At 63.4% G+C, this 25045-nt stretch carries 23 protein-coding genes; 17 read left to right on the forward strand and 6 right to left on the reverse strand.

Translation table 11 applies throughout. The annotated features are described in order from the left end of the window. The first annotated feature begins 73 nt into the window (after nucleotides 1–73). Nucleotides 74–979, forward strand: coding sequence for a LysR substrate-binding domain-containing protein (locus N2K98_RS15260; protein ID WP_255796660.1), 906 nt, complete (start codon nucleotides 74–76; stop codon nucleotides 977–979). Between the two features lie 194 nt (nucleotides 980–1173). Here the strand turns inward: N2K98_RS15260 and N2K98_RS15265 are convergent, their stop codons facing one another. From N2K98_RS15265 to N2K98_RS15285, 5 genes are all read right to left on the reverse strand, one after another. Beyond that, complete coding sequence (locus tag N2K98_RS15265) at nucleotides 1174–1989, reverse strand: hypothetical protein (RefSeq protein ID WP_255864771.1); 816 nt, start codon at nucleotides 1987–1989, stop codon at nucleotides 1174–1176. Between the two features lie 1005 nt (nucleotides 1990–2994). Then, entirely contained in the window at nucleotides 2995–3960 is a 966-nt protein-coding gene (locus tag N2K98_RS15270; protein WP_255864770.1) for a DUF2382 domain-containing protein, read from the reverse strand. 216 nt (nucleotides 3961–4176) lie between these two features. Next, nucleotides 4177–5865, reverse strand: a complete 1689-nt coding sequence (locus N2K98_RS15275) for a long-chain-fatty-acid--CoA ligase (protein WP_255796761.1) — start codon at nucleotides 5863–5865, stop codon at nucleotides 4177–4179. Between the two features lie 81 nt (nucleotides 5866–5946). Then, nucleotides 5947–6912 (reverse strand): ATP-grasp domain-containing protein, encoded by a 966-nt coding sequence (locus N2K98_RS15280; RefSeq protein WP_255864769.1) that lies wholly within the window; start codon nucleotides 6910–6912, stop codon nucleotides 5947–5949. 141 nt (nucleotides 6913–7053) lie between these two features. After that, nucleotides 7054–8049 carry an alpha/beta hydrolase gene (locus N2K98_RS15285; protein WP_255864767.1) on the reverse strand — a complete coding sequence of 332 codons (996 nt, stop codon included), beginning with the start codon at nucleotides 8047–8049 and terminating at the stop codon, nucleotides 7054–7056. A 225-nt stretch (nucleotides 8050–8274) separates the two neighbouring features. On the opposite strand from N2K98_RS15285, the gene N2K98_RS15290 reads away from it, so the two are divergent. From N2K98_RS15290 to N2K98_RS15350, 13 genes are all read left to right on the forward strand, one after another. Then, on the forward strand, nucleotides 8275–9219 hold the full coding sequence (locus tag N2K98_RS15290) for a 3-carboxyethylcatechol 2,3-dioxygenase (RefSeq protein ID WP_255796655.1): 945 nt from the start codon (nucleotides 8275–8277) through the stop codon (nucleotides 9217–9219). After that, entirely contained in the window at nucleotides 9216–10082 is an 867-nt protein-coding gene (locus tag N2K98_RS15295; RefSeq protein ID WP_255864766.1) for an alpha/beta fold hydrolase, read from the forward strand. The genes N2K98_RS15290 and N2K98_RS15295 overlap by 4 nt, the downstream gene beginning before the upstream one ends. 3 nt (nucleotides 10083–10085) lie before the next feature. Beyond that, nucleotides 10086–10886, forward strand: a complete 801-nt coding sequence (locus tag N2K98_RS15300) for a 2-keto-4-pentenoate hydratase (protein ID WP_255864765.1) — start codon at nucleotides 10086–10088, stop codon at nucleotides 10884–10886. Next, nucleotides 10879–11331: a nuclear transport factor 2 family protein gene (locus N2K98_RS15305; RefSeq protein WP_255864764.1), complete on the forward strand. Its 453-nt coding sequence runs from the start codon at nucleotides 10879–10881 to the stop codon at nucleotides 11329–11331. Before N2K98_RS15300 ends, N2K98_RS15305 begins: the two co-directional genes overlap by 8 nt. Continuing rightward, nucleotides 11328–12074 (forward strand): HpcH/HpaI aldolase family protein, encoded by a 747-nt coding sequence (locus tag N2K98_RS15310; protein WP_255864762.1) that lies wholly within the window; start codon nucleotides 11328–11330, stop codon nucleotides 12072–12074. The genes N2K98_RS15305 and N2K98_RS15310 overlap by 4 nt, the downstream gene beginning before the upstream one ends. After that, on the forward strand, nucleotides 12071–13786 hold the full coding sequence (locus N2K98_RS15315) for a bifunctional 3-(3-hydroxy-phenyl)propionate/3-hydroxycinnamic acid hydroxylase (RefSeq protein WP_255796650.1): 1716 nt from the start codon (nucleotides 12071–12073) through the stop codon (nucleotides 13784–13786). The genes N2K98_RS15310 and N2K98_RS15315 overlap by 4 nt, the downstream gene beginning before the upstream one ends. Continuing rightward, nucleotides 13783–14781, forward strand: coding sequence for an ABC transporter substrate-binding protein (locus N2K98_RS15320; protein WP_255796649.1), 999 nt, complete (start codon nucleotides 13783–13785; stop codon nucleotides 14779–14781). The genes N2K98_RS15315 and N2K98_RS15320 overlap by 4 nt, the downstream gene beginning before the upstream one ends. A gap of 82 nt (nucleotides 14782–14863) precedes the next feature. After that, nucleotides 14864–15688 carry an ABC transporter permease gene (locus tag N2K98_RS15325; RefSeq protein WP_255796648.1) on the forward strand — a complete coding sequence of 275 codons (825 nt, stop codon included), beginning with the start codon at nucleotides 14864–14866 and terminating at the stop codon, nucleotides 15686–15688. Further along, nucleotides 15685–16458, forward strand: a complete 774-nt coding sequence (locus N2K98_RS15330) for an ABC transporter permease (RefSeq protein WP_308219811.1) — start codon at nucleotides 15685–15687, stop codon at nucleotides 16456–16458. Before N2K98_RS15325 ends, N2K98_RS15330 begins: the two co-directional genes overlap by 4 nt. Then, nucleotides 16451–17284, forward strand: a complete 834-nt coding sequence (locus tag N2K98_RS15335; protein WP_255864761.1) for an ABC transporter ATP-binding protein — start codon at nucleotides 16451–16453, stop codon at nucleotides 17282–17284. Before N2K98_RS15330 ends, N2K98_RS15335 begins: the two co-directional genes overlap by 8 nt. After that, on the forward strand, nucleotides 17281–19260 hold the full coding sequence (locus N2K98_RS15340) for a flavin-containing monooxygenase (RefSeq protein WP_255864760.1): 1980 nt from the start codon (nucleotides 17281–17283) through the stop codon (nucleotides 19258–19260). Before N2K98_RS15335 ends, N2K98_RS15340 begins: the two co-directional genes overlap by 4 nt. Nucleotides 19261–19359: 99 nt before the next feature. Continuing rightward, nucleotides 19360–20004 carry a TetR/AcrR family transcriptional regulator gene (locus N2K98_RS15345; RefSeq protein ID WP_255796645.1) on the forward strand — a complete coding sequence of 215 codons (645 nt, stop codon included), beginning with the start codon at nucleotides 19360–19362 and terminating at the stop codon, nucleotides 20002–20004. After that, complete coding sequence (locus N2K98_RS15350) at nucleotides 20001–20717, forward strand: SDR family oxidoreductase (protein ID WP_255796644.1); 717 nt, start codon at nucleotides 20001–20003, stop codon at nucleotides 20715–20717. Before N2K98_RS15345 ends, N2K98_RS15350 begins: the two co-directional genes overlap by 4 nt. 59 nt (nucleotides 20718–20776) lie before the next feature. Here N2K98_RS15350 and N2K98_RS15355 read toward each other — a convergent pair whose 3' ends face one another. Beyond that, a complete protein-coding gene (locus tag N2K98_RS15355) occupies nucleotides 20777–21451 on the reverse strand; it encodes a GntR family transcriptional regulator (RefSeq protein ID WP_255864759.1) in 675 nt (224 codons plus the stop codon). Between the two features lie 162 nt (nucleotides 21452–21613). Here N2K98_RS15355 and N2K98_RS15360 point away from each other — a divergent pair, with 162 nt between their 5' ends. From N2K98_RS15360 to N2K98_RS15370, 3 genes are read left to right on the forward strand one after another with little or no spacing between them, the layout of a single operon-like run. After that, complete coding sequence (locus N2K98_RS15360; protein ID WP_255864758.1) at nucleotides 21614–22468, forward strand: fumarylacetoacetate hydrolase family protein; 855 nt, start codon at nucleotides 21614–21616, stop codon at nucleotides 22466–22468. 28 nt (nucleotides 22469–22496) lie between these two features. Continuing rightward, on the forward strand, nucleotides 22497–24107 hold the full coding sequence (locus N2K98_RS15365) for an FAD-dependent monooxygenase (protein ID WP_255864757.1): 1611 nt from the start codon (nucleotides 22497–22499) through the stop codon (nucleotides 24105–24107). 9 nt (nucleotides 24108–24116) lie between these two features. Further along, entirely contained in the window at nucleotides 24117–24989 is an 873-nt protein-coding gene (locus tag N2K98_RS15370) for a VOC family protein (RefSeq protein ID WP_255864756.1), read from the forward strand. Nucleotides 24990–25045 lie beyond the last annotated feature (56 nt).

Below are 25045 nucleotides of genomic sequence, written 5' to 3' on the forward strand. Positions count from 1 at the left end.
TGTTCAATTAGATAAAGCGATCTTTTCCGACCGATACAGTTTGGTTCTGCTTACTAATTAGAAAGGTGCCCGCGTGCTCGATATCCGCCGGCTGCGGCTGCTGCGCGAACTCAAGGTCCGGGGCACGCTGGCATCCGTTGCCGCGGCCCTGAACTTCAGTCCGTCCTCGGTGTCGCAGCAGTTGGCACTGCTGGAGAACGAGGTAGGGGTGCCCCTGCTGCGCAAGACCGGACGCCGGGTCACCCTCACACCGCAGGCCGAAATCCTGGTGGACCACGCCGCCGGGATCCTCGACGCCATGGAGCGGGCGGAAGCGGATCTGGCCGAGTCCCTGACCACCGTGACGGGAACGGTCCGGGTGGCCGTCTTCCAGTCAGCGGCACTGGCCCTGATGCCCGATGCCCTCACCATCCTGGGGCGGGACTATCCCGAGGTGCGGATCGAAATGACCCAGCGCGAACCCGAAACCGCACTGTATGAAACCTGGGCCCGGGATTTCGACCTGGTGATCGCCGAACAGTACCCCGGGCATGCCGCACCCCGGCATCCCGGCCTGGACCGCGTGCAGCTCACCACGGATGCCATCCATCTGGCGGTGCCCGCCGAGTCCCTGGGCGGCGGGGACATCCGTTCCATCGCGGACACCGCCTCCCGAGCCTGGGTGATGGAACCCCGCGGCGCGGCCTCCCGGCATTGGGCGGAGCAGGCGTGCCGGCAGGCCGGGTTCGAGCCGGACGTCCGCTATGAAACGGCCGACCTGCAGGCGCAGATCCGGCTGATCGAGTCCGGCAACGCCGTCGGCCTCATGCCGGAGCTGGTGTGGACGGGCCGCACACCGACGGTCCGGCTGCTGGATCTGCCGGGCCGGCCGCGGCGGACCATCTTCACATCGGTCCGGGAAGCGGGGAGCCAGCGTCCAGCCATCCTCGCGTGCCGGGAGGTCCTGGAGCGGACGGCCCGGCTGCTGTCCTCCGCGTAGGGGCGTGCGGGTTGGGTGGGGATTCTCCCTGCCGGTTTGGGATTCTTCTGCCAGTTGTGGGGTCTCCTGCCGGTTTGGGACATCCCTCCGCTGCGCTGTGGCAGGGTTTTCCCAACCCGGTCTATTTGACCCAAACCGGAGGGTTCAAGCCCGCGTATGCCAGCGACCGCCGATGTGCCCACCGCATTACCGCCCTATTGCGGTTCCTCAGGTCCCGGCTTCACGCCGGACCAGCTGGCGGCACCCCCGGCGTCGGGAAAGAGGGTTGCCTTCATGGCGCGGTCCCCGGCCACGCCGCCCGGAACGTAGTAAGACAACAGGTCAGGAACGTTGGGGTCGTATGGCGCGTAGAGTCCCGGCGCCAGTGCAACCACCAGCCCGTCAACGAGCTTGCTGTCGAACCAGCCGGCCACCCGATAGTCCACAGAGGCGGCGTTCACGATCAGTGGGTAGCCCGGGAACGCGGCGCTGGCCTCGGCCGCTTTGGACGGGGCAGACGCATCGGGTGACGCGCCGGCGTCGCTGGCCGTGACCTCGTAGGGCGCGCACTGGGCGAGGATCTCCGATACAGCGTTTCTCCAGGCGTAGATATCGAAGTGCCAGGCGGAACCGGAGTCCCCGGCCACCGGTATGACGCTTTCAATCGGGGCCGACAACTCCTTTAGCAGGACGTCCATCCCCTCCGGGGCGCTGTCGGCTATACCGCGGACTTCCGTGTTGAGCGCGTTTGCACCCGTACCGTCGGAGCCCTCGAAGCCGAACGTTGAACCGTTGTCTTTCACGAAGTAGATGGCCCGATAGAGGGGGCCGTTACCCTCGGTCCCTAGGAGCTTGCGGCACGTTCCCTCTGCCGAGTCCAGTGCCACCGTCTCGGCGGTTGACCCGGCAGCTGCCGCGGCGGAAGCAGGGGCGGAGGCACCGGCGGAGGCAGGTCCGGGCTCCGCTGCTTCCGCGCCGCAGCCGGTGACGAACAGCAGGGCCAAGGCCGGAATGGCTGCGGTTTTTTTCATGGTTCCCCCGGGACTTCGTGGACAGTTGCCCCAACCTAGCACCTGCATCGGACCGGCGGGGTTTTTGGTCCCGCTGCGGAGCCGGGCTTCGGATTCATAGTGCAGCAGATGCTGCCTGTTGAGGGGTCAGGCTGCGTCTACTGCACTATGAATGTCGGGACCGTGGGCTTGGGCCGCCGTCGGGCTTCGACCGGGGTGCCGGGCTCCAGTCGGGCCGGCATCGGACAGAGGATCCCACCACGTGGTGCCGTTGTGGCTGATGGGGTCCCACGAGGCAACAGCCGCCCCACCCTGTGGGACGCTGTGCCGGCAGCGGACAGAGGATCCCACCCGGTGGTGCTGTTGTGCCAGATAGGGTCCCACGAGGCAACAGCAACCCCACCCTGTGGGACGCTGTGCCGGCAGCGGACAGAGGGATCCCACCCGGTGGTGCTGTTGTGGCGGATGGGGCCCCACAAGAACTGCGGATGTTCCAGTCCGCACAACTCATCCACTGAGCAGTTAATGGGGTTATGGCCGCTCCATAAGCCCGTTATCTGCTCAACAGATGCGGGAACGCCGCCGCTAAGCCCGTTATCTGCTCAACAGATGCGGGAACGCCCGGCCCGGGGCCGGCAGCGGACAGAGGATCCCACCCGGTGGTGCTGTTGTGCCAGATAGGGTCCCACGAGGCAACAGCAGCCCCACCCTGTGGGATGCTGTGCTGGCACTGCGGAGCGGCAGCCTACACAACTCATCTACTGAGCAGTTAATGGGGTTATGACCGCTCCATAAGCCCGTTATCTGCTCACTAGTTGCAGGAACCCCGCGGATAAGCCCGTTCAATAGATCCGGGAGCCCCGCGCAAAGTGCGGGCCGTCCGCAGAAACCCCATCGTCTGCTCAATAGCCCCGGCCAGCGGAGCAACAAAGCAGCCCCCGACCGGACACAGCAAAACGGCGGACCCCGGAAACCCGGGACCCGCCGTCGTGCTGATGAAGCCGTCGTACGTTGAAGAGCTAGGACCTAGCGGCGGCTGCCGCCGGACCCGGACCCGCCGGACCCCGACCCCGAGGACCCCGAAGACCCCGACCCGCCGGACTTTTTCCCGTGGGAGGAGGAATCGTTGACGTCCGTGTCGATCTGCTCCTTGCGGACCTCTTCGGAAACGCTCTCGGTGCCGCTCACCGTCTCGGTGTCCAGGCGAACGCGTTCCACCGGCTCGGTGTGCTTGGAAACCACAGCTTCCTCGGCGTGGAGCGTCACCTCGTGCTCGTCTTCGCTGAGTTCGACACCTGACAGGGCATCCCCCGCATTGGCGTCCGTGATGGGCTCCCGCTCGATCCGCACTTCCTCGTGGCTGACCGGCACCTGCTTGGTGACGGTCTCCGTCACGATGTACTTGCGCAGCCGGGCCTTACCCACAGCGCGGTTCTCGGTGCCGACGTTGAGTCGCTCCTCCGAACGGGTCATCGCGTCGTCCCCGCTGGATCCCGAACCGGAGGAACCGGAGGACGAGGAAAGGCCGGACGTGCCGCTGCTGCTGGAGGTTCCGGATGTCTGGCTCTCCGACACCGTGGAGGTGCCGCTGCTCATGTCACTGCCCCGCATGCCGCTGTCCCGCGTCTCGGTAATGGTGTCGGTTTCCGAAACGGATTCCGAAGAACCGTCGTCGTAACTGAAGCCGTAGTACCGGTAGAGCGTGACTTCCTCATCGGGGCTGATCGAACCGTCGCTTTCAATGTGCGGCGCGTTCTTGACCTCTTCCTTGGAGTAGGGCACCAGGACGTCGGCGCCCTCGACGGTTGCCTCACTGAGGGGGATAAACGTTTCCGACGTGCCGAAGAGGCCGGTGTTCACGGTGACCCATGCCGGTTCGTCGGTCTGGTCGTCCAGGTAGAAGGTACCAACGGAACCGATTCGGTCACCGTTCGAGCCAACTACACTGCCCGAACCGCTCATGAGTCCTTCGACCTGCTGATTCGTGATCATCTTGTTCTCCTCGCGACAGCGAATCCGCCGAATCGGTTGACCGACGGTGATTCACCACCGGCCTGTTCGGAGACAGACGACGAGGCGGTCGGTATCCGCCTGCGGCTCCGGGCCGGCTGGTTGACTGGTGAGGAACCTGGCATGCATACCAAGCCCACTTACAATTCCAGCCCTCCGCCGGATACCCGTCAATAGGTACTTACTGCGAGGAGGGGACTACGCGTCCTGCAGCAGGGCGTCCCGCACCTGGCGGCGCAGCACCTTGCCCAGCATGGACTTGGGCAGGTCCTCGATGACCACGATCTTCCGCGGCACCTTGTAAGGCGTGAGCCGCTCACGGCAGTAGGCGCGCAGAGCTGCTTCATCGAGCTCGGCACCTTCCTGCAGGACGACGGCGGCCACCACCTGCTCGCCGCCGTCGGCCCGGGGCAGGCCCACCACGGCGGCGTCGAGGATGTGCTGGTGGGTGCGCAGCACGTCCTCGACCTCCGACGGCGAAACGTTGAAACCGCCGGTGATGATGAGTTCCTTGCGGCGGTCCACCACCTTCACGAAGCCGTCCTCATCGACGGTGACAATGTCGCCGGTCCGCAGCCAGCCGCCGTCGAGCAGCACCTCCGCTGTGTCCTCGGGGTTGTTCCAGTAACCGGCGAAGACCTGCGGCCCGCGGACCAGGAGCTCGCCGGCGGCGCCGGGTTCGACGTCGTTCACCGGGTTTTCCGGGTCCACCACGCGCATCTCGGTGCTGGGGAACGGAACACCGATGGTGCCGTTGCGGCGCGATTCGGCGAAGGGGTTGCCCAGGGCCACCGGAGAGGATTCGGTCAGGCCGTACCCCTCGACCAGCAGACCGCCGGAGACCTCTTCCCAGAGCTTCACCGTGGCGGCCGGGAGGGTCATGGCCCCGGAAATGGCGTAGCGGATGGTGGACAGGTCCACGCCGCGCTTCTTCGACTCGTGCGCGGTCTTTTCGTAGATCGGCGGGACGGCGCAGAAGACGGTGGGCTTGGATTTCTTCGCGGCGGACAGGACCAGATCCACGTCGAACTTGGGGAACAAGACGAGCCGCGACCCGGTGAGGACGGAGAAGGTCAGGTAGAGGGTGAGGCCGAAGGCGTGGAACATGGGCAGCACGCCGTAAATGACTTCCTTGCCCTCCTGCGCGCCGTGCATCCAGGCCTTGCCCTGCAACGCGTTGGACCGCAGGTTGTAATGCGTCAGCATGACGCCCTTGGGGATGCCGGTGGTGCCCGAGGTGTACTGCAGGGCCGCCAGGTCGGAAACGGACGGGCGGGGGTGGTCCGCGGACAGCGGAGCGTTGTCGAGCAGTTCCTCCCAGGACATGGTGCGCTCGGTCTTGGCGGTCAGGCCCGCGCGGGTGCGCCGCAGGGAGGGAACCGGAAGGGCCAGTGCCATCCGCTTGATCCGCGGCATCGCCTTGGTGATGTTCACGGCCACGATGGTTTCCACGGCCACGTCGCCGGGGAAATCCTGCACCTTCTCCACTGCCTTGTCCCAGACGATGGCCACCTTGGCGCCGTGGTTCTCGAACTGGTGGCGCAGCTCGCGCTCCGTGTAGAGCGGGTTGTGGCCGACGACGACGGCGCCCAGCCGGAGCACGGCGTAGAACGCGATGAGGTACTGCGGGCAGTTGGGGAGGATGACCGCCACCCGGTGGCCCTTCCGCACGCCCAGCTTGCGCAGGCCTTCGGCGGCCCGGTTGATCCGGTCCCCCAGGTCCTTGTAGGTGGTTTCAGCGCCGAAGAATTCCAGGGCCACCTTGCTGCCGAACCGCTCCACGGCGTCTTCCATCATGGCGGTGAGGGATTCGGTGGGCAGCTCAATCTGCGCGGGAACGCCGGGCTGGTAGTTCTTGACCCAATGCGGTTCCAGGGCAGCGGACATGGCGGTCTCCTTCAGGTTGGGCAATACCACGACTATATCGAGGCCGCAGCCCTGTGGATAAAAAAGTTGAGCCGCACCACGCTATTCCGCGGCCGGCACCAGGGACGCCAGATACCGGGCCAGGGCGCGGGGCGCGGACCGCGGAGCCACTGCTTCGATGGCGGCGTTGTAGTTGGTGTTCGTGTTGACGTCATAGGTCAGCAGCCGGCCGTCGGCGGCCTCGATGAACTCTATGCCGCAGACCTCCAACCGGTTCCGGCGGGCGAACTCCAAATACTTGCCGATTACCGGGTGGTCGAAGTCCTCGCGCAGGCTGAACAGCTGGGTGTCCGCGTCCGGTGCAATGGTGGCGCCGGGCGGCATGATCGGCTTGCCGGTGGACGGGTCGATGGCGCAGGCATCGGCCGGGCAGAGCTGGAAGCCCCCGCGGGCCGTGTCCGCCTTGATGGCATAGACGAATTCCCCGCCCACAATCTCCGCCCGCGTAATGAAGGGTTCGGCCGCAACAATGTATTCCTGGATCAGGGTGATGCCGTCCGCAGGCTCCTCGAACTCCTCCGACGCCACGTAGTCCGCCAGTTCCCCGTGGGATTCGAACTTCCGCACCCCGAGGCCCTTGCCGCCCTGGTTGTGCTTGGTGATGAACGGTGCGGGGAATTCCTTGGCCGCGGCCAGGATCTGGTGGCGCCCGACGGCGGCCACGGTGCGCGGGGTGTCGATGCCCGCGGCACGCAGGGCGGTCAGCTGGTCCACCTTGCTCATTTCCAGTTCCAGCACCCGGCGGCCGTTGACCGTGCGCCGTCCATGCGCTTCCAGCCAGGACAGCACCGCCCGGGCGTAGTCCTTGGACAACCCGTGGTCCCGGGTGTGCGAGGAGGCGCTGATCCGAGACCAGAAAATCCCCTCCGGCGGCACCGAGTCCAGATCCAGGACGCCGTCCGTCAGCAGCCATTCCTCCACATGCACGCCTTCGGCCTCAAAGGCGCGGGCAAAGGGCGGGAACCATTCGGGATTCTCATGCAGGGCATAGACCGTGGGGGTGCTCATGGGACTCGCTTTCACCGGTTTCGTCGTCGGCCCGGGCAGGGCCGGGGATACAAAGCCACCCTAGGGCCGGCGGGGAAACCGCGCCAGCTTCCATGACGCGCGGCAACAAGGGCCCAGACGCTGCACCGCGCGGTGCAGACATCAAAGTCGGACACGGGCAGCAGACCGTTCACGCAGTAGCCGGCCCATCCATGCGGCGCGGGTCCTGATGGTGCTGGCCGTTATCTCACTGTCCGGTGCCAGCTGGTCGTAGCGATGGAAGCCGCCGGCCCACATGTGCAGTTCGGCATCATTACCGGCAGCCCACAAATCCGCAGCGTAGGCGACGGTTTCATCACGGAAGACCTCCGCGGTGCCGCACTCGAGAAAAGCCGGCGGCAGGCCGGCGAGGTTCCCCGTCCGTGCTGGTGCCGCATACGGATCCGTCGCCCGCCGCCCGTGGTCCTGCCCGAGGAGCGCACTCCAGCCAAACCGGTTCGCCTGCCGGTCCCATCCACCCGTGCCGTCAAACTGGCGCAAGGATTCGGTGGCGTCGCGGTCATCGAGCATGGGGCTTAGCAGAAGCTGTCCCGAAATCCGCGGGCCCCTCCGGTCCCTCGCCATCAAGGCCAGGGATGCCGTGATGCCGCCTCCAGCACTCTGTCCGGCGACAATCAGCGGCTGTCTGCGAAGGTTGAGCCGTTCCGCCTGGGCAACAGTCCACTCCAGCCCGGCGTAGGCGTCTTCGCGGGGAAAGGGGTCGGGAAACTCAGGGGCCAGTCGGTACTCGACAGTGACGATGGCGGCATCAAACATCTCAATCCAGTCCAGGAACGCTGTTATCCCGCTCCAACGGTCTCCTGCCACCATGCCTCCGCCGTGGCTGTGATAGATCAGCGGACCGGTGGGGGTGGGTGTTCCCCTCAAGACGGACAGCCCGATTCGGCCGCCCTGGTATCCGGGGATCTCATGGTGCTCCGCCACGATTGGCTGGCCCGCGGACTTGAGCAGGTCTGCGACGTCGGACGGAGACGACGTTGATGCCTGGCGGACCGCTGCCAGCGATTCCATGGTGAAGCCGGCGCCGCCGGCGTACTTGGCCCGGAAGATTTCGGAAATCTGCGGGTCGTAGGGCGGCCGTACCGGGGTTCCGTTCATGGATGTCCTTCTCCTTGTTCGTTACTGGGTTCCTGGTTCGCCGTTTGGGGCTTGCGCAGCGGCCACACGATCGGCCGGAGGGGCTCCGCTGTTGTCTAGATCACATTGCCTCTAGCCAGATGTGATGTAATTCACTAGAATCAACATTCTAGACGACGTAGTCCAGAACCGAGACTCGCCGAAAACTCATCAAATGGCCCCAGAGGCCTGAGAGGAAATGACGCCATGACTCTTGCAGTGGCCGCAATGTCCCACGCCCCCTCCTTCGGAAACGTAGATCCGGGCGGAACGATTTTTGCTGAAATCAATTCGGCAATTGACGACGTCCGGGCTTTCGTTGAGGATTTCGCGCCGGACGTCACCATCGCGCTGGGACCGGATCACTTCAATGGCGTGATGTACGAGATGATGCCCCCGTTCTGCGTAGGTGCGCAGGCCAACGGAGTCGGAGACTGGGGCACCGCTGCCGGCCCGCTGCCCGTTGACAGCGATACCGCGCGGGAGCTGCACCGACTCATCCTCGAGGACGGTATCGACATCGCCCGGTCCGAACGGCTTCAGGTGGATCACGGGGTACTACAGCCCCTGGAGTTTGTCTACGGACACGACTTCAAGAATCCGTTTGTACCCATTTTCGTGAACTCTGTGGGGCTGCCGCTCACACCCATGAACCGTGTTCGTGCCTTTGGCGAAGCAGTGGGCCGGGCCGCGCAGAAACTCGACAAGAAGGTTCTGATCTTCGCCTCCGGCGGGCTATCCCACAACCCTCCCATCCCGGTCTGGGACGGCGCGTCCGACGAGGTGAAGGAACGGCTCATCCACTTGGAAATGACGCCGGAACAGCGCGAGGTCCGCGAATCCACGATGCTCAACAACATCCGGAAGTTTGCTGAGGGAAAGGCGACCACCCAGCCCCTCAATGCCGAGTGGGACACCAAGGTGCTCGACGTCTTCCGTGCCGGCGATATGACTGTCGTGGACTCGTGGACCAACGAGTGGTTCGGCGCCGAAGGCGGCAGCGGAGCACATGAGGTGCGCACCTGGATCGCTGCTTTCAGCGCCCTGTCCACTGCCGGCAGCTACAGCTTCCAGGTTGACCGCTACTGGCCGGTTGAAACCTGGGGTGCCGGATTCGGTGTAGTTGCAGCAGTCACGGACAGCGCTGCATGAGCCATCAGCTTGAGTCGCTGTGGCAGCAGATCGGGGACCTCCCCCATCAACTGTTCTATCTCGAGATCGGGGGCTGGCGTACCCGCGTCCTGTCGGTGGGCGAGGGCAGCGACACCATCGTGATGATGGCCGGTACCAGCGGTCACCTCGAGGCCTTCACACAGAACATTCGGGCGCTGGCCCGGACCCACACCGTGATCGCCTACGACTACCCCGGCCACGGATTCTCCAGTCTGGCAGGAGCCGATCTCGAGATAGCGGACTATGAAAAACACCTGGTCGGGCTGCTGGATGCCCTGAATGTCGACCGGGCACATCTCTGCGGTGAATCGCTCGGCGGATGGATCGCACTGAAGTTTGCCCAGTCACACGCGGATCGGGTCAGGACCTTGATCCTGAGCGCTCCGGGCGGGCAGATCATCAAAACCTCAGCGATGGGTAAGGCGCGTTCGGTCAGCCGCGAGGCCGTCGAGAATCCAACCTTTGCCAACGTCAAAGCGAGGCTGCAGGTAGTCATCCATGATCCCGAGCTCATCACTGACGAGCTAGTGCACATGCGCCAGGCCGTCTACAGCCGGGAGGGTTTTGCCCGCTCCATGGATCACATCCTGGCCCTGCAGCAGCCGGAGATCCGCTTCCGCAACCGAGTCACTGAGGAAGATTACGCGGCCCTGACCGTCCCGACTCTGCTCGTGTGGACGGATCATGAGCCCTCGGGCGGCATCGAGACGGGTGAACGGTTCGCAGCGGCAATACCCGACGGCGAACTGCTGGTTATCCGCAACGCAGCCCACTGGCCCCAGTGGGAAGACCCAGAGGCCTTCAACGAATGCGCCCTCGATTTCCTGGCAAGAAAGGGGTGACGGATGTCACCGATTATCCAAAAAATTGCCGACGACCTCTATGCGGCCCGGCAGAACCTCACACCGATTGACCACATCCGGCATCAGCTGCCCGGTGGCGATCTGGCTTCCGCCTATGCAATCTCCGAGATCAACACACAACGGCGGGTCCAGGAGCAGAAGCTTCGGCGTGTTGGCCGCAAAGTCGGCCTGACCAATCCCATGGTGCAAAGAAAGGCCGGTGTGGATCAGCCCGACTACGGCATCATTCTCGAGGACATGGTTTTCCCGGGAGGCGTGGTCCGTCCGAGATCCGCATTCATCAAACCGAAGATCGAGGCGGAGCTCGCTTTCGTCCTCAAGGAAGACCTGCTCTCCTCGGACCTCGCTGCCGTTGAAGCTGCCATCGATTACGTGGTGCCCGCGATAGAGCTCGTTGACTGCCGGTACCACAACTACGGAATGAGCATTCTCGATACCGTCGCGGACAACGCGGCCTGTGAGGGCGTGGTGACCGGGGCGGTCCGCAAACCTTACGGTGAAATCGACCTCAACGAGGTCGAAATGATCCTGTACCGCGGCGACGAGGAAGTGACCCGGGGCATCGGCAGGAATGTCCTGGCCGGTCCGGTCAACGCCATCCAGTGGCTCGCCGAGACATCGCTTCGGATCAATAAGCCGCTGCGTGCCGGCGAAATCCTACTCTCCGGATCAATCGGCATGATCGTCGATTGGGAGACCGATGTCCCCTACACCGCTGTTTACTCGCACGGATTCGGTTCCGTGTCAGCCACTCTCGATTCCAAGGATCTACACCATGCCTGAAGTCACCAGCGAAATACGCGCTGAAATTGAACAGCTTGTCACGGAGCACCACTGGCTGCTTGACCACGGGCATGCCGACCGTTTGTACACGCTGTACGCGGAGGACGCGGTGTCCACCGGGCCGCTGGGAACAATGGACGGCCGGGAGGCCGTGAAGGCCTGGGGCGAACGCCGGGCAAAGATGGATGCGGGGGTCGTCCGGCACTTTTCCGGGGGAACCCGGTTGGCCTTCGAAAACGGCGTCCTTTGCGGCACCACCTACTACATGACCTTTCGGGACAGTCAGTCCGATCCGCTCCATCCGGCCAGCGTGGGAGAGTTCCGTGAGCAGTACACCCAAGTGGATGGCCGGTGGCTTATCTATCGCCGTGAGATCGCTCCGATTTTCGGCGCGGCAAACGCCGCTGCCCACGCACAGCGCATAGCCGCAGGAGAGGCTAAATGAGTCTCGGCCAGTCGGCAGCGCCTGTGCTGCTTCACATTGCCACACCATCAATGGCTGCCGCTGAAAACGCGTTGGACGCCGGTTACGACGGCGTCATGCTCGACCTGCAGCACGGAGAGATCGGACTGGACCAGGCAAGCAACATGCTGCGGTCCATACCCCGAGGCAATGCATACCTGTTTGCCCGCGTGGCCTGCATTGACTCCGGTGTCATCGGGCGGCTGCTGGACAGCGGCGCCCGCGGAATAGTCGCTCCCACGGTCGAATCCGCGGAACAGGCACAGGCACTGGTATCGGCTACAAAGTACCCGCCGCTCGGTCGACGCAGCCTTGGCCCCAGCCGGCCCGCCCTCTACTCCGGAGCCGACTACTGCGCTGCGGGGAACCAAGCTGTATCCACAGTGGTGCAAATTGAAACCGCTGCCGGTGTTGAAGCAGCAGACCGGATACTCAGTGTGGACGGTGTGGACTCGCTCTACATCGGACCCTCCGACCTGGCGGTCTCCTACGGCCTACCCGGGCGCCCGGACTGGTCCGACGGCCCGGTTGCCGACGCCGTCGCCCACCTCGCCGAAAGGGCACGGGTCCACGGAGTCAAAGTGGGCCTGTACTGCAGCGACCCCGCCTTCGCCGCCGGGCAGATACTGCAGACCGGCCTGGACTATGTGGGACTGGGCATCGACCTGATGTTCATCAGCAAACAGGCCCGCGCCTCCCTCGCGGCTCTCAAGGAGGCATCATGACGGAACAAACCGAAATCCTGATCATCGGAGCGGGACCCACCGGGCTGACGCTGGCCAATCTGCTGGGCCGCCGGGGCATCCGTACCATCCTCATCGAGGCACGGGACAAGCTCATCGACTACCCGCGGGCCGTTGGCATCGACGACGAGTCGCTGCGCGCCATGCAGGGGCTGGGACTGGTGGACAAGGTGCTTGAGCACACTGTCCCCGATCAGCAGATCCGCATCGTCAACGGTGCGGGCAAGATCATCGCCGGAATCAATCCAACCACCCGCGAGTTTGGCTGGCCCCGCCGCAACGGATTCGTGCAGCCGCTGGTGGACCAGATCCTCCTGGAAGGCGCACAGCGCTATGACTGCGTCGAGGTCCGCCTCGGAGCCAAGGCCACCGATGTGGTTCAGGACGCCGACGGAGTCACTGTCACGGTGCATTCCCAAGGCAAAGACTCCTCCATCCGCGCGGAATACCTGGTGGGTTGCGAGGGCGGGCGCTCATTCACCCGCCAAAAGCTGGGGATTCCCTTCACCGGCGAGACCCGGCGCCAACGCGGTTTGGTGATCGACGTCGCCAATGATCCGCTGGGGACACCCCACGCGGTCTTCGGCGGGGACCCCACCCGGGGATACGCCACCCTAAGCCTGCCGCACGGCATACGCCGGTGGGAGTTCATGCTGCTGGACGGCGAGGACGACGACCTAATCAACAGCGACGAATTTCTCCATCAACTGCTCCGGGACCATGTGGCGGAGCCGGCCGAGTTGGATGTCATCCGCCGCCGCGTCTACGAGCACCACGCGCGCCTTGCGGACCGTTTCCGGGACGGGCGGGTCCTGTTGGCCGGCGACGCCGCCCATGTAATGCCGGTGGTCGCCGGGCAGGGATGGAATTCCTGCATCCGTGACGCCCTGAACCTTGGCTGGAAGCTGCCGGCAGTTGTCCGAGGGCTGGCCGATGACCGGCTGCTCGACACCTATGCGGAGGAACGCCGCGACCATGTCAAGGCAATGATCGACCTGTCGGTAGGAATGTCCAAGGTCGTGACGAACCGGAGCAAGGTCACGTCTGCAGTACGTGACACCGCAGCCGCCGTGATCGACCGCCTGCCAAAACTCAAGTCCTACGTCTCGGGCCAGGGATTCAAACCCATGCCGAAGTACACCCGCGGCGTGGTCGTCCCGGGAAAGTGGCCGGAGTCGAAGTCGGTGCCCATCGAGGACGGAGTGCAGCCGGGCACGGGCACGCTGTTCCCGCAGCCGCACGTCCGCACCGCTGATGGAGAGGATGTCCTGCTCGACGACGTCACGGGTGACGGATGGCGGATCTTCGTCTGGAACAACAACCCGGAGCATTTCCTTTCCGCGGATTCCCTCGCTGCCCTGACCGCTTTGGACGCCACCCTCGTCCATGCGGTGCCGGCAACCCAGCTCCGTTGGACCGCCGCCCATGCAACCCCGGGCGTGTGTGTGGTCGGAGACGCTTCGGGAATGTTGAAGTCCTGGTTCCATGCGCGTCCGGTTTCCGTCGCGATCGTCCGGCCTGACCACGTCATTGCCGCCGAATGCCTGGCTCAGGACCTGAACCGTACTCTGCAGAAGGTCTTCGGCAGTGCCTATCTGCTCCCGGCAGATGGCACTCCACTCCCCGCGGGGTCCGGCCCCGGGACAGATTCTTCACACTTCGTTTCCTCAAGGAAGAGAGAACTCACGTCATGACCACTCGAACCCTCCGCTTGCTAGGCAGCGGCGCGCTCGCCGCCGCACTCACCCTGACCGGTTGCGCATCCGGTTCCATCTCCGGAGGCGCGGACACAGGTGCAGGCGGCAGTGCATCCGACTCCGAGCTCCGCGACGTCAAGATTGGCCTGTTCCCCTCGTCGGCTGTGGCTGCTATTCAGCTGGGCGTTAACAAGGGCTATTTCGAAGAGGAAGGCCTGAACCTCGAAATGCTCCTGGGACAGGGAAGCGCCGCCCAGTTGCCCTCGTTGAGTTCCGGCAGCCTGGACTTCATGCTCTCGAGCCCCACCACCCCACTGGTGGCCACGGCCCAGGGGCTCGACTTGAAGATCGTCTCCGGATACGCCAGCAATCGGCCGGAAATGGTCGAAGACTCCGTCGCGGTGATGGTCGGTCCCAACTCCGACATTCACAGGGCGAAGGACCTGGAGGGCAAAACAGTCTCCATCAACGCCCTGGGCAGTATCGGGGACATCGGTATCCGCGAAGCCGTTGAGCTCGACGGCGGCGACCCCGACAAGGTGACCTTTGTGCAGCTCGGTTTCAACGAGGTCGGAGCCCAGCTTGAGAGCGGCCAGATCCAGGCCGGAATGGTGGGCCCTCCGTTCATGCAGCAGATCACCGCTGACGGCGGTGCTGTCATTAGCGACTTTATCCAGGAGGCCGGGCTCGGCGGCGCGGAACTGGTCATCGCTTCCAGCGGCGCCCTCGTCGAACAGGATCCGGAGGTGGTGGAAAGTTTCATTTCCGCCCTGGACAAGACCCTCAGCTACGCAGAAGAGCATCAGGACGAGGTGCGGGACCTACTGCCCGAAGTTCTCGGAACGTCCCCCGAGATGGCAGCCAAAACAGACTTCATTGCGTGGAACGCCCACCTGGATGTTGACGCCCTGAAACAGTTTGCCGATCTCATGACGAAACACGGCATCGTCGAGACGCGCCCGGACCTTGATGCCACGGTCTGGAGCAAGTAACGGCGGAGGCAGGCGGCCTCTCCGTGGGAACGGCCGCCCGCCCTGGGCACGATCACAAAAACTGAAAGGGGAGCTGGTCATCATGACCAACCCGACGACATCGGTGCCGCTTGGCGCCCGACGTTCATTGCTCTGGCTCAGGTTTGGGCCGGCGCTTCTGGGAACCTGCGGGATCCTCGGATTCCTAGGCATCTGGCAGGCGGCTTCCGTCACGGGGATTGTTGACCCCCGGCACCTGCCGCCGCCCACGGTGGTCTTTGCACGGTTCTTCGAGAACCTGGCCTACACGCAGTTCTGGGTAGCCACAGGACACACGTTGCGTGCCTGGATACTGGGCGTCCTGATTTCCTCGGTGGGCGGCCTGGTCCTGGGCGTCATCATCGGCTCCAGCCGGTTCCTAGTCCGGGCAACGCATTCAACCATCGAATTCCTGCGTCCCATTCCGGCCGTGGCGCTGATCCCCCTCGCTGCGCTGCTTTTCGGCCCCCGCCTCGGATCCGAGCTGATGATTATCATTTACGCCTGTTTCTGGGTCGTACTGATTCAGGTGCTGTACGGCATTGCAGACCTTGACCGGGTTGCAATGGACACAGCTCGGACCCTGCGCCTGAGTTTCCTCCAGCGGGTCCGGTACGTCGTTTTCCCGACGCTGCTTCCGTACCTCATGACCGGCCTGCGCCTGGCCGCCACGGTGGCCCTGGTCCTTGCCATCAGTGTTGAGCTGATTGTCGGCACACCGGGTCTTGGCCAGGAGGTTGCCTTTGCCCAAATCAACGGATCGGCACCGGCCATCTATGCCCTGATCATCACCAGTGGCCTGCTGGGAATCGCAATCAACTCACTCATGCGGTTCATCGAGCGTAAATCCCTTTTCTGGCATGAGTCCGTACGCGGAGGAGCAGCGTGATATCAACACTGAAGAGAGCCGGATACTTTCTGGGGCTCCCCCTGATCCTGCTGGCAGCATGGATCGGCTACACGTCCGTTCAGACAAACTTCTTCATCCCCGAACCGGCTGTGCTGGCCGACCGTTTTTTCCACATCTGGTTTTCCGAACGCCTGATGTCCGATGTGCTCCCCAGCATTGGCAGGCTTCTTGCGGGGCTGGGGCTGTCCATCGTCGCCGGCGTCACCATCGGTGTGATTATCGGCTACGTGCGTTGGATCCGGTGGCTGTTCGAGCCGCTCTTCGAGTTCATTCGAGCGGTTCCCTCTACCATCCTCATCCCGGTGCTCCTGCTGCTGATCGGGATCAATGACGCCATGAAGATCACCCTGATCGTCTGCAGTTGCATCTGGCCTATTCTGCTGAACACCGTTGCCGGTGTGACGTCCATCGATGAGGTCCTGCAGAACACAGCGAAAGTCATAGGGCTCAAAAAGCTGGACCGCATGCGCTATCTCGTGCTCCCGGCCGCTTCGCCGCAGATCATGGCGGGAATCCGCCAGAGCCTGGCCGTGGCGCTCATCCTGATGGTGGTTTCGGAGATGTTCGCGTCCACCGACGGGATCGGCCACTGGACAATCAATTTCCAGAACCGCGTCGCCATACCTGAAATGTGGAGCGGTATTTTGCTGCTGGGCATTATTGGCGTCGTCCTTTCAGTGGTTTTCCACTGGATTCAGAAACGAATTCTTGCCTGGTACGAAGGATTGAAGGAGAACGAAAATGACTAGTGGATCCCAGCAGGTCCGGCTCAGCGTAAAGCGGGTCCAGAAGATTTACCAGACAGGATCAGGCACCCGGTTCGAAGCGGTTCGGTCCCTGACCTTCGATCTGCATGACGGAGAATTCGCCTGCCTGGTGGGCCCGTCCGGAAGCGGGAAGACAACGCTTCTTAAGTGCATCGCCGGCCTGATGCAGACAACCTCGGGTGAGGTGGCGCTGGATGGGTCCCCGGTCTCCGGACCCGCCGCTGGCATGGCCGTTGTGTTTCAGGAATACGGGCGCAGCTTGTTCCCGTGGATGACAGTTGCCGCCAATGTGGGTCTTCCGCTGAAAACGGGCGGGGTCCCCAAGTCCGAGCGTGCTGGACGTGTGCGCGAGGCCTTGGAAGCCGTGGGACTCAGCGCTGCCGGAGCGAAGTATCCCTGGCAGCTCTCGGGCGGAATGCAGCAGCGTGTGGCGATTGCCCGCGCCGTCGCTGCCCGGCCGAGTGTGCTGCTGATGGATGAGCCCTTCGCCGCCGTCGATGCCCAGACGCGTGCCGAGCTTGAGGACCTGGTCCGCCGAATCTGGAAAGAACACAACATGACCATCCTGTTCGTGACCCACGACATCGATGAGTCCGTGTACCTGGCTGAACGCGTGCTGGTCCTTTCAAGCTCGCCCACCGTAATCCAGAACGACATCAAGATTGATCTGCCGGAGGAACGCGACCAACTGGTGACCCGCTCGGCGCCGCGCTTTGCCGAACTGCGCGCGGAGGTCTACGAACGAGTGCAGTTCGCCAAGACCAACATCAACGGCGAGGTTGAGCCGGCCAGGCAGGTGCTCGCATGAGCGCCGCCGGGGTGCGCTCCGTGCAGGCTGCCGCCGATGACTTGTTCTGGCAGGACACTTACGAACCGGTCATCGAGTCGGATGAGGAACTTCTGCGGATTGTCGAAGGGGCCGACCTCCCGGCGCTCCTTGCGGCCCTGGCAGCCGCCACGGGAGACACAACCATCCTTACACCGGACCTGCGCCCGCCGCTGGTTCCCGTTGATACCGTCAACCACCCCCACGGCGGGATGACGCCCGACCAACAAGAACGGGGGCGGCGCACGGCCCTCAGCGCGTTGCGCCGTCTGCGCGACGAGGAAATCACCAGCGTGGGTATCCTCTCCGCGGACGACACCAACACTATTCTTGAGTTCCTCTGCAATGGACACAGCGAGTGGACCGGCATGCTGCAGCACGAGCTTGACCTGGCACCCAACAAAGGCGGCGCCCCGCAATGGCGCTTTGAGGACATCGCCGACGGGCGGGACTTCTCGGTGCTTATCGTCGGCTCGGGTGTAGCAGGCATTGCCGCGGCACATCGGTTCAGCCAAGCCGGCGTTCCTCTGACAATCATCGAGGCCGGAGACCGCTTGGGCGGCACCTGGCAGAAAAACCGGTATCCCGGAGTACGCCTGGACACACCGACCTTTGGCTACTCATACTCTTTTGCGCAGCGCGCCGACTGGCCCCATCAGTTCGCCCAGGGGTGTGAAATCCGGGAGTATCTCGAAACAGTGGCGCGCAGGGCAGGCTTGGATGAAAGCATCGAGTTTGGCAGCCGTCTGGTTCGGGCCGAGTGGATCGAATCGGCACGCGTCTGGCGAGTGACCACCCGGAGCGGAGACGGCGGCGAGAAAACGCGTGAGTTCAACGCGGTTATCAGCGCGTGCGGCCAACTGGACATTCCCAATATTCCGGATTTCCCCGGACAGGACGCGTTCACCGGCATTGCCATGCATTCCCAGGACTGGGACGAATCCGTGGACTGGCGCGGAAAGCGGGTAGCTGTCATCGGCACCGGTGCCAGCGCGTACCAGATTGTCCCCGCCGTCTGTGATGACGTTGACAGCTTGGTGGTCTTCCAGCGCAGTGCACCATGGATGCTGCCCGCACCGAACTACCACGATGGAATGAGTGAGACATTCTCATGGCTGGCGCGCAAAGTGCCGCACTACGCCCAATGGTTCCGACTTTGGGTCCTGATCCTGGGAATCCCCGGCCGGTTCCACACGGTCCGTGCCGAAAGCGGCTGGGAGGGCGCACCTCTGAGCGTGTCACGGAAAAACCAGGAGGTCAGGGAGGAACTGACCCGTATTCTCACCGAGCAGTTTGCCGGACATCCAGAGCTGCTCAAGCATGCAATCCCTGTATACCCGCCGGGGGCCAAGCGGATGCTGCGGGACAACGGTGTCTGGGCCAAGGCCCTCACTTCCGCCCACACCACGCTCGCTACGTCCCCAATCCGTGAGTTCACGCCCAATGGCATCGTGACTGAAGACGGCACCGAACACGCCGTCGACATCATCGTCTACGCCACCGGATTCCGCCCTTCCGAGTACCTCGAAGGAATGGAGATTCTCGGCCGCGGCGGGCACGAAATCCATGACGTGTGGGAAGGGGACGCTCGTGCGTACAACGGAGTCACCGTCCCGGGATTCCCGAACTTCTTTATGGTCTACGGACCCAACGTTGGCGGGGTCGTGGCCGGAAGCCTCCACTTTATGCTTGAGAGGGCAGGCGAATATGCCCTCAAAGCGGTCCGCGAACTTCTTGAACGTCGGGCAAGCGCGCTCGACGTCAAGCAGGCTGCGCTTGAACGGTTCACGGCATGGGTGGACAGCGAAAACAGGCAAATGGCCTGGGGACAGCCCTATGTGCGCACCTGGTACCAGAACAGCGCCGGCCGCGTATCCCAGATTTGGCCATTCACCAATATCGAATACTGGGACGCAACCGAATCAATCGACCCGGAGGATTATGAGTTCCTCGCCTGAATGCGGCTCCGGGGCCGGCGCCGCGGCTACAAAGGGCAAGATCGGAATAACGTATCGTCGGCGTGTAGTACTACGGATCGAGAGAGGAGGGAAATGACCGTGACAAGGAGAAGCCGCACGCATCAGTCCACTCCCAGCAACGAGCAGGCGATTTTGGATGCAGCCCTGACCCTGGCCGTGACTGCCGGCTACGAGGGAACCACCATGGCAGAGGTGGCACGCCTGTCCGGGCTGCCGGTGGGATCCGTCTACTGGCACTTCAATAACAAGGAACAGCTCTTTTCGGAGCTGATCGATTACTGCTTCGAAACATGGAAAGCGGACCACACCGGCCCCACCAACCGCGACCTGCTCCGCCGCAGCATTGCCGGATCCGCCGGCGGGTCGGTAAATCCGGAAAACAAGGCTGAGGCGTTCTGGATTTTGGCGCTGCTCTTCGCACTCGAAAAGCGGCTGACCGGCAACCTGGCCCGTGAACGGTACTTGGAAGTCCGCAAGCAGATGTTCGAGTTGATGGTCGAGCGGGTGGAACCGCAGATCCCGGACTCGGTGCTTGCCGTGGACCCCGAATTCGGCCGGAAAATGGTGGTGCTGGGCCGGGCACTTACGGATGGTTTCTACATCGCCGCGTCCTCAGGCGACGATATCGATTTTCTAGAGTTTGCCGATCTCTCCGCCTCGGCGGTGGAGGCACTTATAGCCCGGCGGGCCGCCGCTGTTGCTGCCGACGAGGAGAAACAATGACAGAAGTACTGAAAAGAGCAGCCGTGGTTGTGGGCGGCGGCTCGGGGATCGGTGCAGCCGTGGTGCGGGACCTTTCGTCGTACGGGTATCGGGTTGCAGCACTTTCGCCCTCCGGGCGGGCCGCAGAGCTGGCCCGGGAGCACGGAGGCGTTGGCCTGACCGGCTCCAACAGGTCAGTACAGGATCTGCAGTCCATTGTTGACCTGGCCCTGACGGAGTTTGGCCGGATTGACGCAGTGATCAACGGGACCGGCCACGGGGCGTCCGGCCCGGTCCTGGATCTGTCGGATGCCGATTGGGAAGATGGAATGGACGGGTTCCTGATGAACGTGGTGCGCATGGCCCGCATTGTCACCCCGTATTTTGAGAAGGCCGGCGGCGGGTCGATAGTGAACATTTCGACAAGTTCACCCCTTGAACCAAACCCGCGCTACCCGGTTTCCGCCGTGTTCCGCGCCTCTCTGGCGTCTTTTACCAAGCTCTACACGGACGAATTCGGGCCAGCGGGGATCCGAATGAACAACGTTCTGCCTGGATACACGAAGGAGGATCCAAGCACTGTGCCGCCCGAGTGGACTCAGCGGATCCCCTTGCGGCGGGCAGCCAGCACCCAGGAAATAGCCCAGGTGGTGCGGTTTCTGGCCGGCCAAGAGTCCAGCTACGTGACGGGCCAGAATATCCGTGTGGACGGCGGAGTCACCCGCGCCGTGTAACCGACCCTTCGGAGGTAAACGTTCCGTGCCCGGCTGGGCGGCAGCCGGGCACTGGAAGTTCAGCTCCCTGCGGACTCTTCGGCTATGCCTGAGTCCAATACCACCCGCACCGTGGTCTCGTAGTGCTCCCGCAGCAGCCGGACCAGCTCATCGGCATGCCGGCCCAAAGCCGCATTCAGTATTGCCCGGTGCTCCCCCTCCACGTCCCGGCTGCCGGGCTCCACGTGGGGAGCCGCCCAGCAGCGGTACAGCTCGGTGGAATCGGAAAGATCAGATGCGAGCTTTAGCATCGGCTGGCACGCACAGGCCTCGAGCAACTTGAGGTGGAACGCCTTATGCGCCTTCTGCCATGCGGCATCCACGTGCCCCGGGTCCTCGGCTGAACGCCGCGGTATGCGTGCAAGTCGGTGATGCACGGCGATGAGCTCGGATTCCCACGCTACATCCCCCCGGCTAAGGGCCAGTCTGGCGGCCAGCCCCTCGGTGACGCACCGCAGCTCGGTCAGATCCGAAAGCTCCTGCAGATTAAGGTCACGTACGAAAAAGCCCCGATTGGGCTTTGTGGTCACCAGGCCGTCTCCGGCCAGGCGGGCCAGGGCCTCGCGGACAACCGTGCTGCTGGTGCCCAACACTGCTGCCATCGCGACCGGTTGAAGACGCACGCCCGGCCCCCATTCGCCTCTCAGGATCTGCTCGCGTATCTGGCCCACTACGCGGTATCCGGTACTCGCCACTGCATCTCCCTCGTCCGAATTCCGCCTAAACCTACACCGGGCCTACCCCCGATAGTTAAATAGTATTTTATTTGTTGACTAGTAGTCTATTGCTGACCTAGGGTTGTGACCTGTCACACACATATGAGTTTGTTTTCCCGGAACACCGAAAAAAGGACCGCCATGAATTACGCAAGTTTCGTGTCAACTGAAGGAAACCGCACTTGGGGAATCGTGGAGAACGGCACTGCCTACGATCTCGGTCCCAGCGGCCTTAATCTGGCGCCCACCCTGGCCGACGCGGTCAGCAGCGGTGTCTTCGGCACGGTCACCCGGGAACAGTACGCCGCAGCCCCCGCCAGCAAGGAGGATGCCATTACGTTCCTGCCGCCCATCACGGCGCCGGGCAAGATCATTTGCATTGGGGTCAACTACCGCAGCCACCAGGAGGAGACCGGCAAGACAGAGCAGAAGGCACCGACCGTCTTTACCCGGTTCGCGGATACGCAAATGGGACACCTTCAGCCCGCCGGAATGCCGGACAGCACCACCCAGTTCGATTACGAAGGCGAAATGGCGCTGGTCATCGCCCGAGACGCGTGGCATGTGTCAAAGGACGAGGCTTTTGACTACGTGGCAGGCTATGCGGCCTACAACGACTTCTCCGTCCGTGACTGGCAGCGTGCCGCGTCCCAGTGGATTCCCGGAAAGAACTTCCCTGACACCGGAGCGTTCGGTCCCTACCTCGTGCCGGCCGCCGATGTTGAGGAGCTGGACTCAATGGTCCTGGAGACCCGGGTCAACGGCGAAGTCCGGCAGAAAGCCTCGCTGCGCGATCTCTACTTCCCGATTCCGGACCTCATTGAATACGTCACCGGCTTCACGAAGCTCTCAGCCGGAGACGTCATTGTCACTGGTACTCCGGGCGGGGTTGGACTCTTCATGGAACCGCAGGGGCTGCTCAATGACGGAGACGTCGTGGAGGTCGAAATCAGCGGCCTCGGGGTGCTTCGCAACACCGTCGAACGCGTGGCCTAGTCATCGGAACGGCGGAAGGAACCACGGCGTGGAACAGGTGATCGACACGGACATACTGGTTGTGGGAGCCGGACCTATCGGGTTGACTGCAGCTGCGCTGCTTGCTGACCATGGACTGAAGGTAGTCCTCGTCGAGAAGCAGGCATCGACCAGCGATGCGCCCCGCGCCATAAGCGCCACCGATGAGACGCTGCGTGTCATGGCGCAAATCGGGGTGCTGGACCGGCTTGCCCCGGAGATGCTGATGGACACCGGTGCGCGGTACTACGGGCGCCGGGGGCAGCTTCTTGCCGAGGTACGTCCCGGCCAGGCCAGACTGGGCCACCCGGGCAAATCGCAGTTCGACCAGCCGGTGATGGAATCCCTGCTCCTCGACGCAGTGCGCCGGCGGTCATCCACCATCGATCTGCGGTTCAGCACGGAGGCCCTGCAGATCTCAGAGCACGGCAATCATGCAGAAACCGTCCTGTCGGGCCGGGATGGGAAGACAACGGTGCGCTCGCAGTGGGTTCTGGCCTGCGACGGCGGCCGGAGCCCGATCCGCTCCCAGCTCGGTATCGCGTTGGAAGGCAGCACCCAAACCCAGCACTGGATCGTCGTAGACATCATCAATTCACAGGTTCCAACGGAGAAATTCGCCGAGTTCCATTGCAACGCCCGCCGGCCCGTGGTCGTGGTCCCCGGGGCGAACGGACGGCGGCGTTACGAGTTCATGCTGCTCCCGGGAGAAACGGCCGGTGATGTCACCGCGCCTGACTTCATTCAAAGCCTCGTGTCACCGTTCGAATCCGTAGAGCCCCAGAATATCCGCCGCGCCGCGGTGTACGTTGCCCACCAGCGGATTGCCGAGTCTTACCGGCAGGGACGGGTGATCCTTGCCGGCGATTCTGCGCATCTGATGCCGCCGTTCGCAGGCCAGGCATTGAATGCAGGCATAAGGGATGCAGCAAACATCTCCTGGAAGCTTGCCGCCAATGTCCTGAACGGCGCCCCTGAGGCCCTGCTGGACACGTACGCCGCAGAACGCAGGCCCCACACCGCGGAAATGGTGCGCCTCTCGCACCTCATCGGAAAGGTGGTTATGGCCACGAATCCGCTGGCCGCCACGGTGAGGGATGGACTCCTTTCCGCGACAGCACTGGTCCCGCCGCTGAAACGCTGGGTCACGGGGATGAGGTTCCTCAAGCAGCCCCACTACTCCGACGGGTGCCTGGTGAACGCAGGATCCCGCCAGGCCACGGCGGTGGCTGCTTTCATTGGACGTGCGCTGCCCCAACCTGCGGTGCGATCCGATTCCGGCGGCACCGATTCTCTCGATTCCCTGCTCGGGCAGGGCTGGAGCATGCTGCGCTTTCACGGAAACAGCCGCTTTGAGGTTATTCCACTTCCGGCAGGTTCAGATGCCCGCACAGCTGCTGCCGGGATCACCGACAGCGACGGTGCTTTCAACGGGCTGCCTGCAGGCACCTCGCTCATTGTCCGCCCCGACCGGTATGTCGCTGCTGCAGTCCCCGCCGCAGCGGAGCAGGCCGCTTTGGCGGATTTGTCCCGCCTCGTCCCCGGTTTGCACCCCGGGACGGAACAGGGTGCCCCTTCGGCACCGAATCCGTCCGGCAAACCGCTACAACAAACCAGCTAAGGAGCACTCATGTCGTGGGGTTTAATTCGGGAAATGGGCCATGTGGCCATCCAGACAACTGACATCGAAGCGTCGATCGCTGATGCAACCGGGCTTCTTGGACTGCGTGTCACGGAACAGGCAGGACGCGAGGTTTACCTGGCGGCGGCGGCAGTTCACCATGAACTGGTGTACGTGGAATCGGATACCAACGGGATCCATGCGCTGGGTCTGGTGGCGCGTGACGGAGACGCCCTCAGGGAAATCCGACGGCGGGTGGAAGCCGAGAACCTGCCCGTGATCAGCGACAAGCCGCTTGGCGGGGTGCAGGACGGCTTCAGTTTCATTGGGCCGGAAGGATGGGTCTTCGATATCTATACCGACCCGCAGCCACACCGGCCCGGGGCGTTGTCCTTCGGTCCGGACCGGTACGGCCATGTGAATCTCCACCCCCGCAACGTGCGCGGAATGATGGAGTTCCTGGCCCGTGTACTGGATTTCCGGCTCTCCGATGTCATTGGTGATGACTTTGCCTATTTCATGCGCTGTAATGCCGACCACCATGGCATCGCCCTCATCCAGGGCCGCGGTACATTCCACCACCACGCCTGGCAGACCCAGTCCATAGCTGACCTCGGAAAACTCGGGGACCGGTTGAACCGGGTTGGCCGCGAGCTGATCTGGGGACCGGTGCGCCACGGCGCCGGGCACAACATTGCCGCCTATTATGTTGAAACCTCCGGCGCAGTGGTGGAGCTCTATACCGACCTGGAACAGGTCTACGATGACACCCGCCCACCGGTGAAATGGGGCGCGGAGGAGAATTGGTGGAACATGTGGGGTTCCTACCGTCCCGAGGAATTCCGCACCTTTGGCATACCTCCGGTTTCGAACCGGCGTTAAGCGGCGCCGGAGGGAAAGGCCCGTGCCTAGGCCCGCTGCCACGGCTGCGCCAGCTT

This window comes from Arthrobacter jinronghuae (genome assembly GCF_025244825.1).
GTDB lineage: Bacteria > Actinomycetota > Actinomycetes > Actinomycetales > Micrococcaceae > Arthrobacter_B > Arthrobacter_B jinronghuae.

What these genes read in the sequence shown, in the direction of transcription:
- N2K98_RS15370 (WP_255864756.1), top strand. Translation starts at nt 24,117, where the DNA reads ATGTCGTGGGGTTTAATTCGGGAAATGGGCCATGTGGCCATCCAGACA.
- N2K98_RS15285 (WP_255864767.1), bottom strand. Translation starts at nt 8,049, where the DNA reads ATGAACGGAACCCCGGTACGGCCGCCCTACGACCCGCAGATTTCCGAA.
- N2K98_RS15280 (WP_255864769.1), bottom strand. Translation starts at nt 6,912, where the DNA reads ATGAGCACCCCCACGGTCTATGCCCTGCATGAGAATCCCGAATGGTTC.
- N2K98_RS15350 (WP_255796644.1), top strand. Translation starts at nt 20,001, where the DNA reads ATGACAGAAGTACTGAAAAGAGCAGCCGTGGTTGTGGGCGGCGGCTCG.
- N2K98_RS15340 (WP_255864760.1), top strand. Translation starts at nt 17,281, where the DNA reads ATGAGCGCCGCCGGGGTGCGCTCCGTGCAGGCTGCCGCCGATGACTTG.
- N2K98_RS15265 (WP_255864771.1), bottom strand. Translation starts at nt 1,989, where the DNA reads ATGAAAAAAACCGCAGCCATTCCGGCCTTGGCCCTGCTGTTCGTCACC.
- N2K98_RS15275 (WP_255796761.1), bottom strand. Translation starts at nt 5,865, where the DNA reads ATGTCCGCTGCCCTGGAACCGCATTGGGTCAAGAACTACCAGCCCGGC.
- N2K98_RS15335 (WP_255864761.1), top strand. Translation starts at nt 16,451, where the DNA reads ATGACTAGTGGATCCCAGCAGGTCCGGCTCAGCGTAAAGCGGGTCCAG.
- N2K98_RS15315 (WP_255796650.1), top strand. Translation starts at nt 12,071, where the DNA reads ATGACGGAACAAACCGAAATCCTGATCATCGGAGCGGGACCCACCGGG.
- N2K98_RS15310 (WP_255864762.1), top strand. Translation starts at nt 11,328, where the DNA reads ATGAGTCTCGGCCAGTCGGCAGCGCCTGTGCTGCTTCACATTGCCACA.
- N2K98_RS15300 (WP_255864765.1), top strand. Translation starts at nt 10,086, where the DNA reads ATGTCACCGATTATCCAAAAAATTGCCGACGACCTCTATGCGGCCCGG.
- N2K98_RS15270 (WP_255864770.1), bottom strand. Translation starts at nt 3,960, where the DNA reads ATGATCACGAATCAGCAGGTCGAAGGACTCATGAGCGGTTCGGGCAGT.
- N2K98_RS15295 (WP_255864766.1), top strand. Translation starts at nt 9,216, where the DNA reads ATGAGCCATCAGCTTGAGTCGCTGTGGCAGCAGATCGGGGACCTCCCC.
- N2K98_RS15305 (WP_255864764.1), top strand. Translation starts at nt 10,879, where the DNA reads ATGCCTGAAGTCACCAGCGAAATACGCGCTGAAATTGAACAGCTTGTC.
- N2K98_RS15325 (WP_255796648.1), top strand. Translation starts at nt 14,864, where the DNA reads ATGACCAACCCGACGACATCGGTGCCGCTTGGCGCCCGACGTTCATTG.
- N2K98_RS15290 (WP_255796655.1), top strand. Translation starts at nt 8,275, where the DNA reads ATGACTCTTGCAGTGGCCGCAATGTCCCACGCCCCCTCCTTCGGAAAC.
- N2K98_RS15320 (WP_255796649.1), top strand. Translation starts at nt 13,783, where the DNA reads ATGACCACTCGAACCCTCCGCTTGCTAGGCAGCGGCGCGCTCGCCGCC.
- N2K98_RS15360 (WP_255864758.1), top strand. Translation starts at nt 21,614, where the DNA reads ATGAATTACGCAAGTTTCGTGTCAACTGAAGGAAACCGCACTTGGGGA.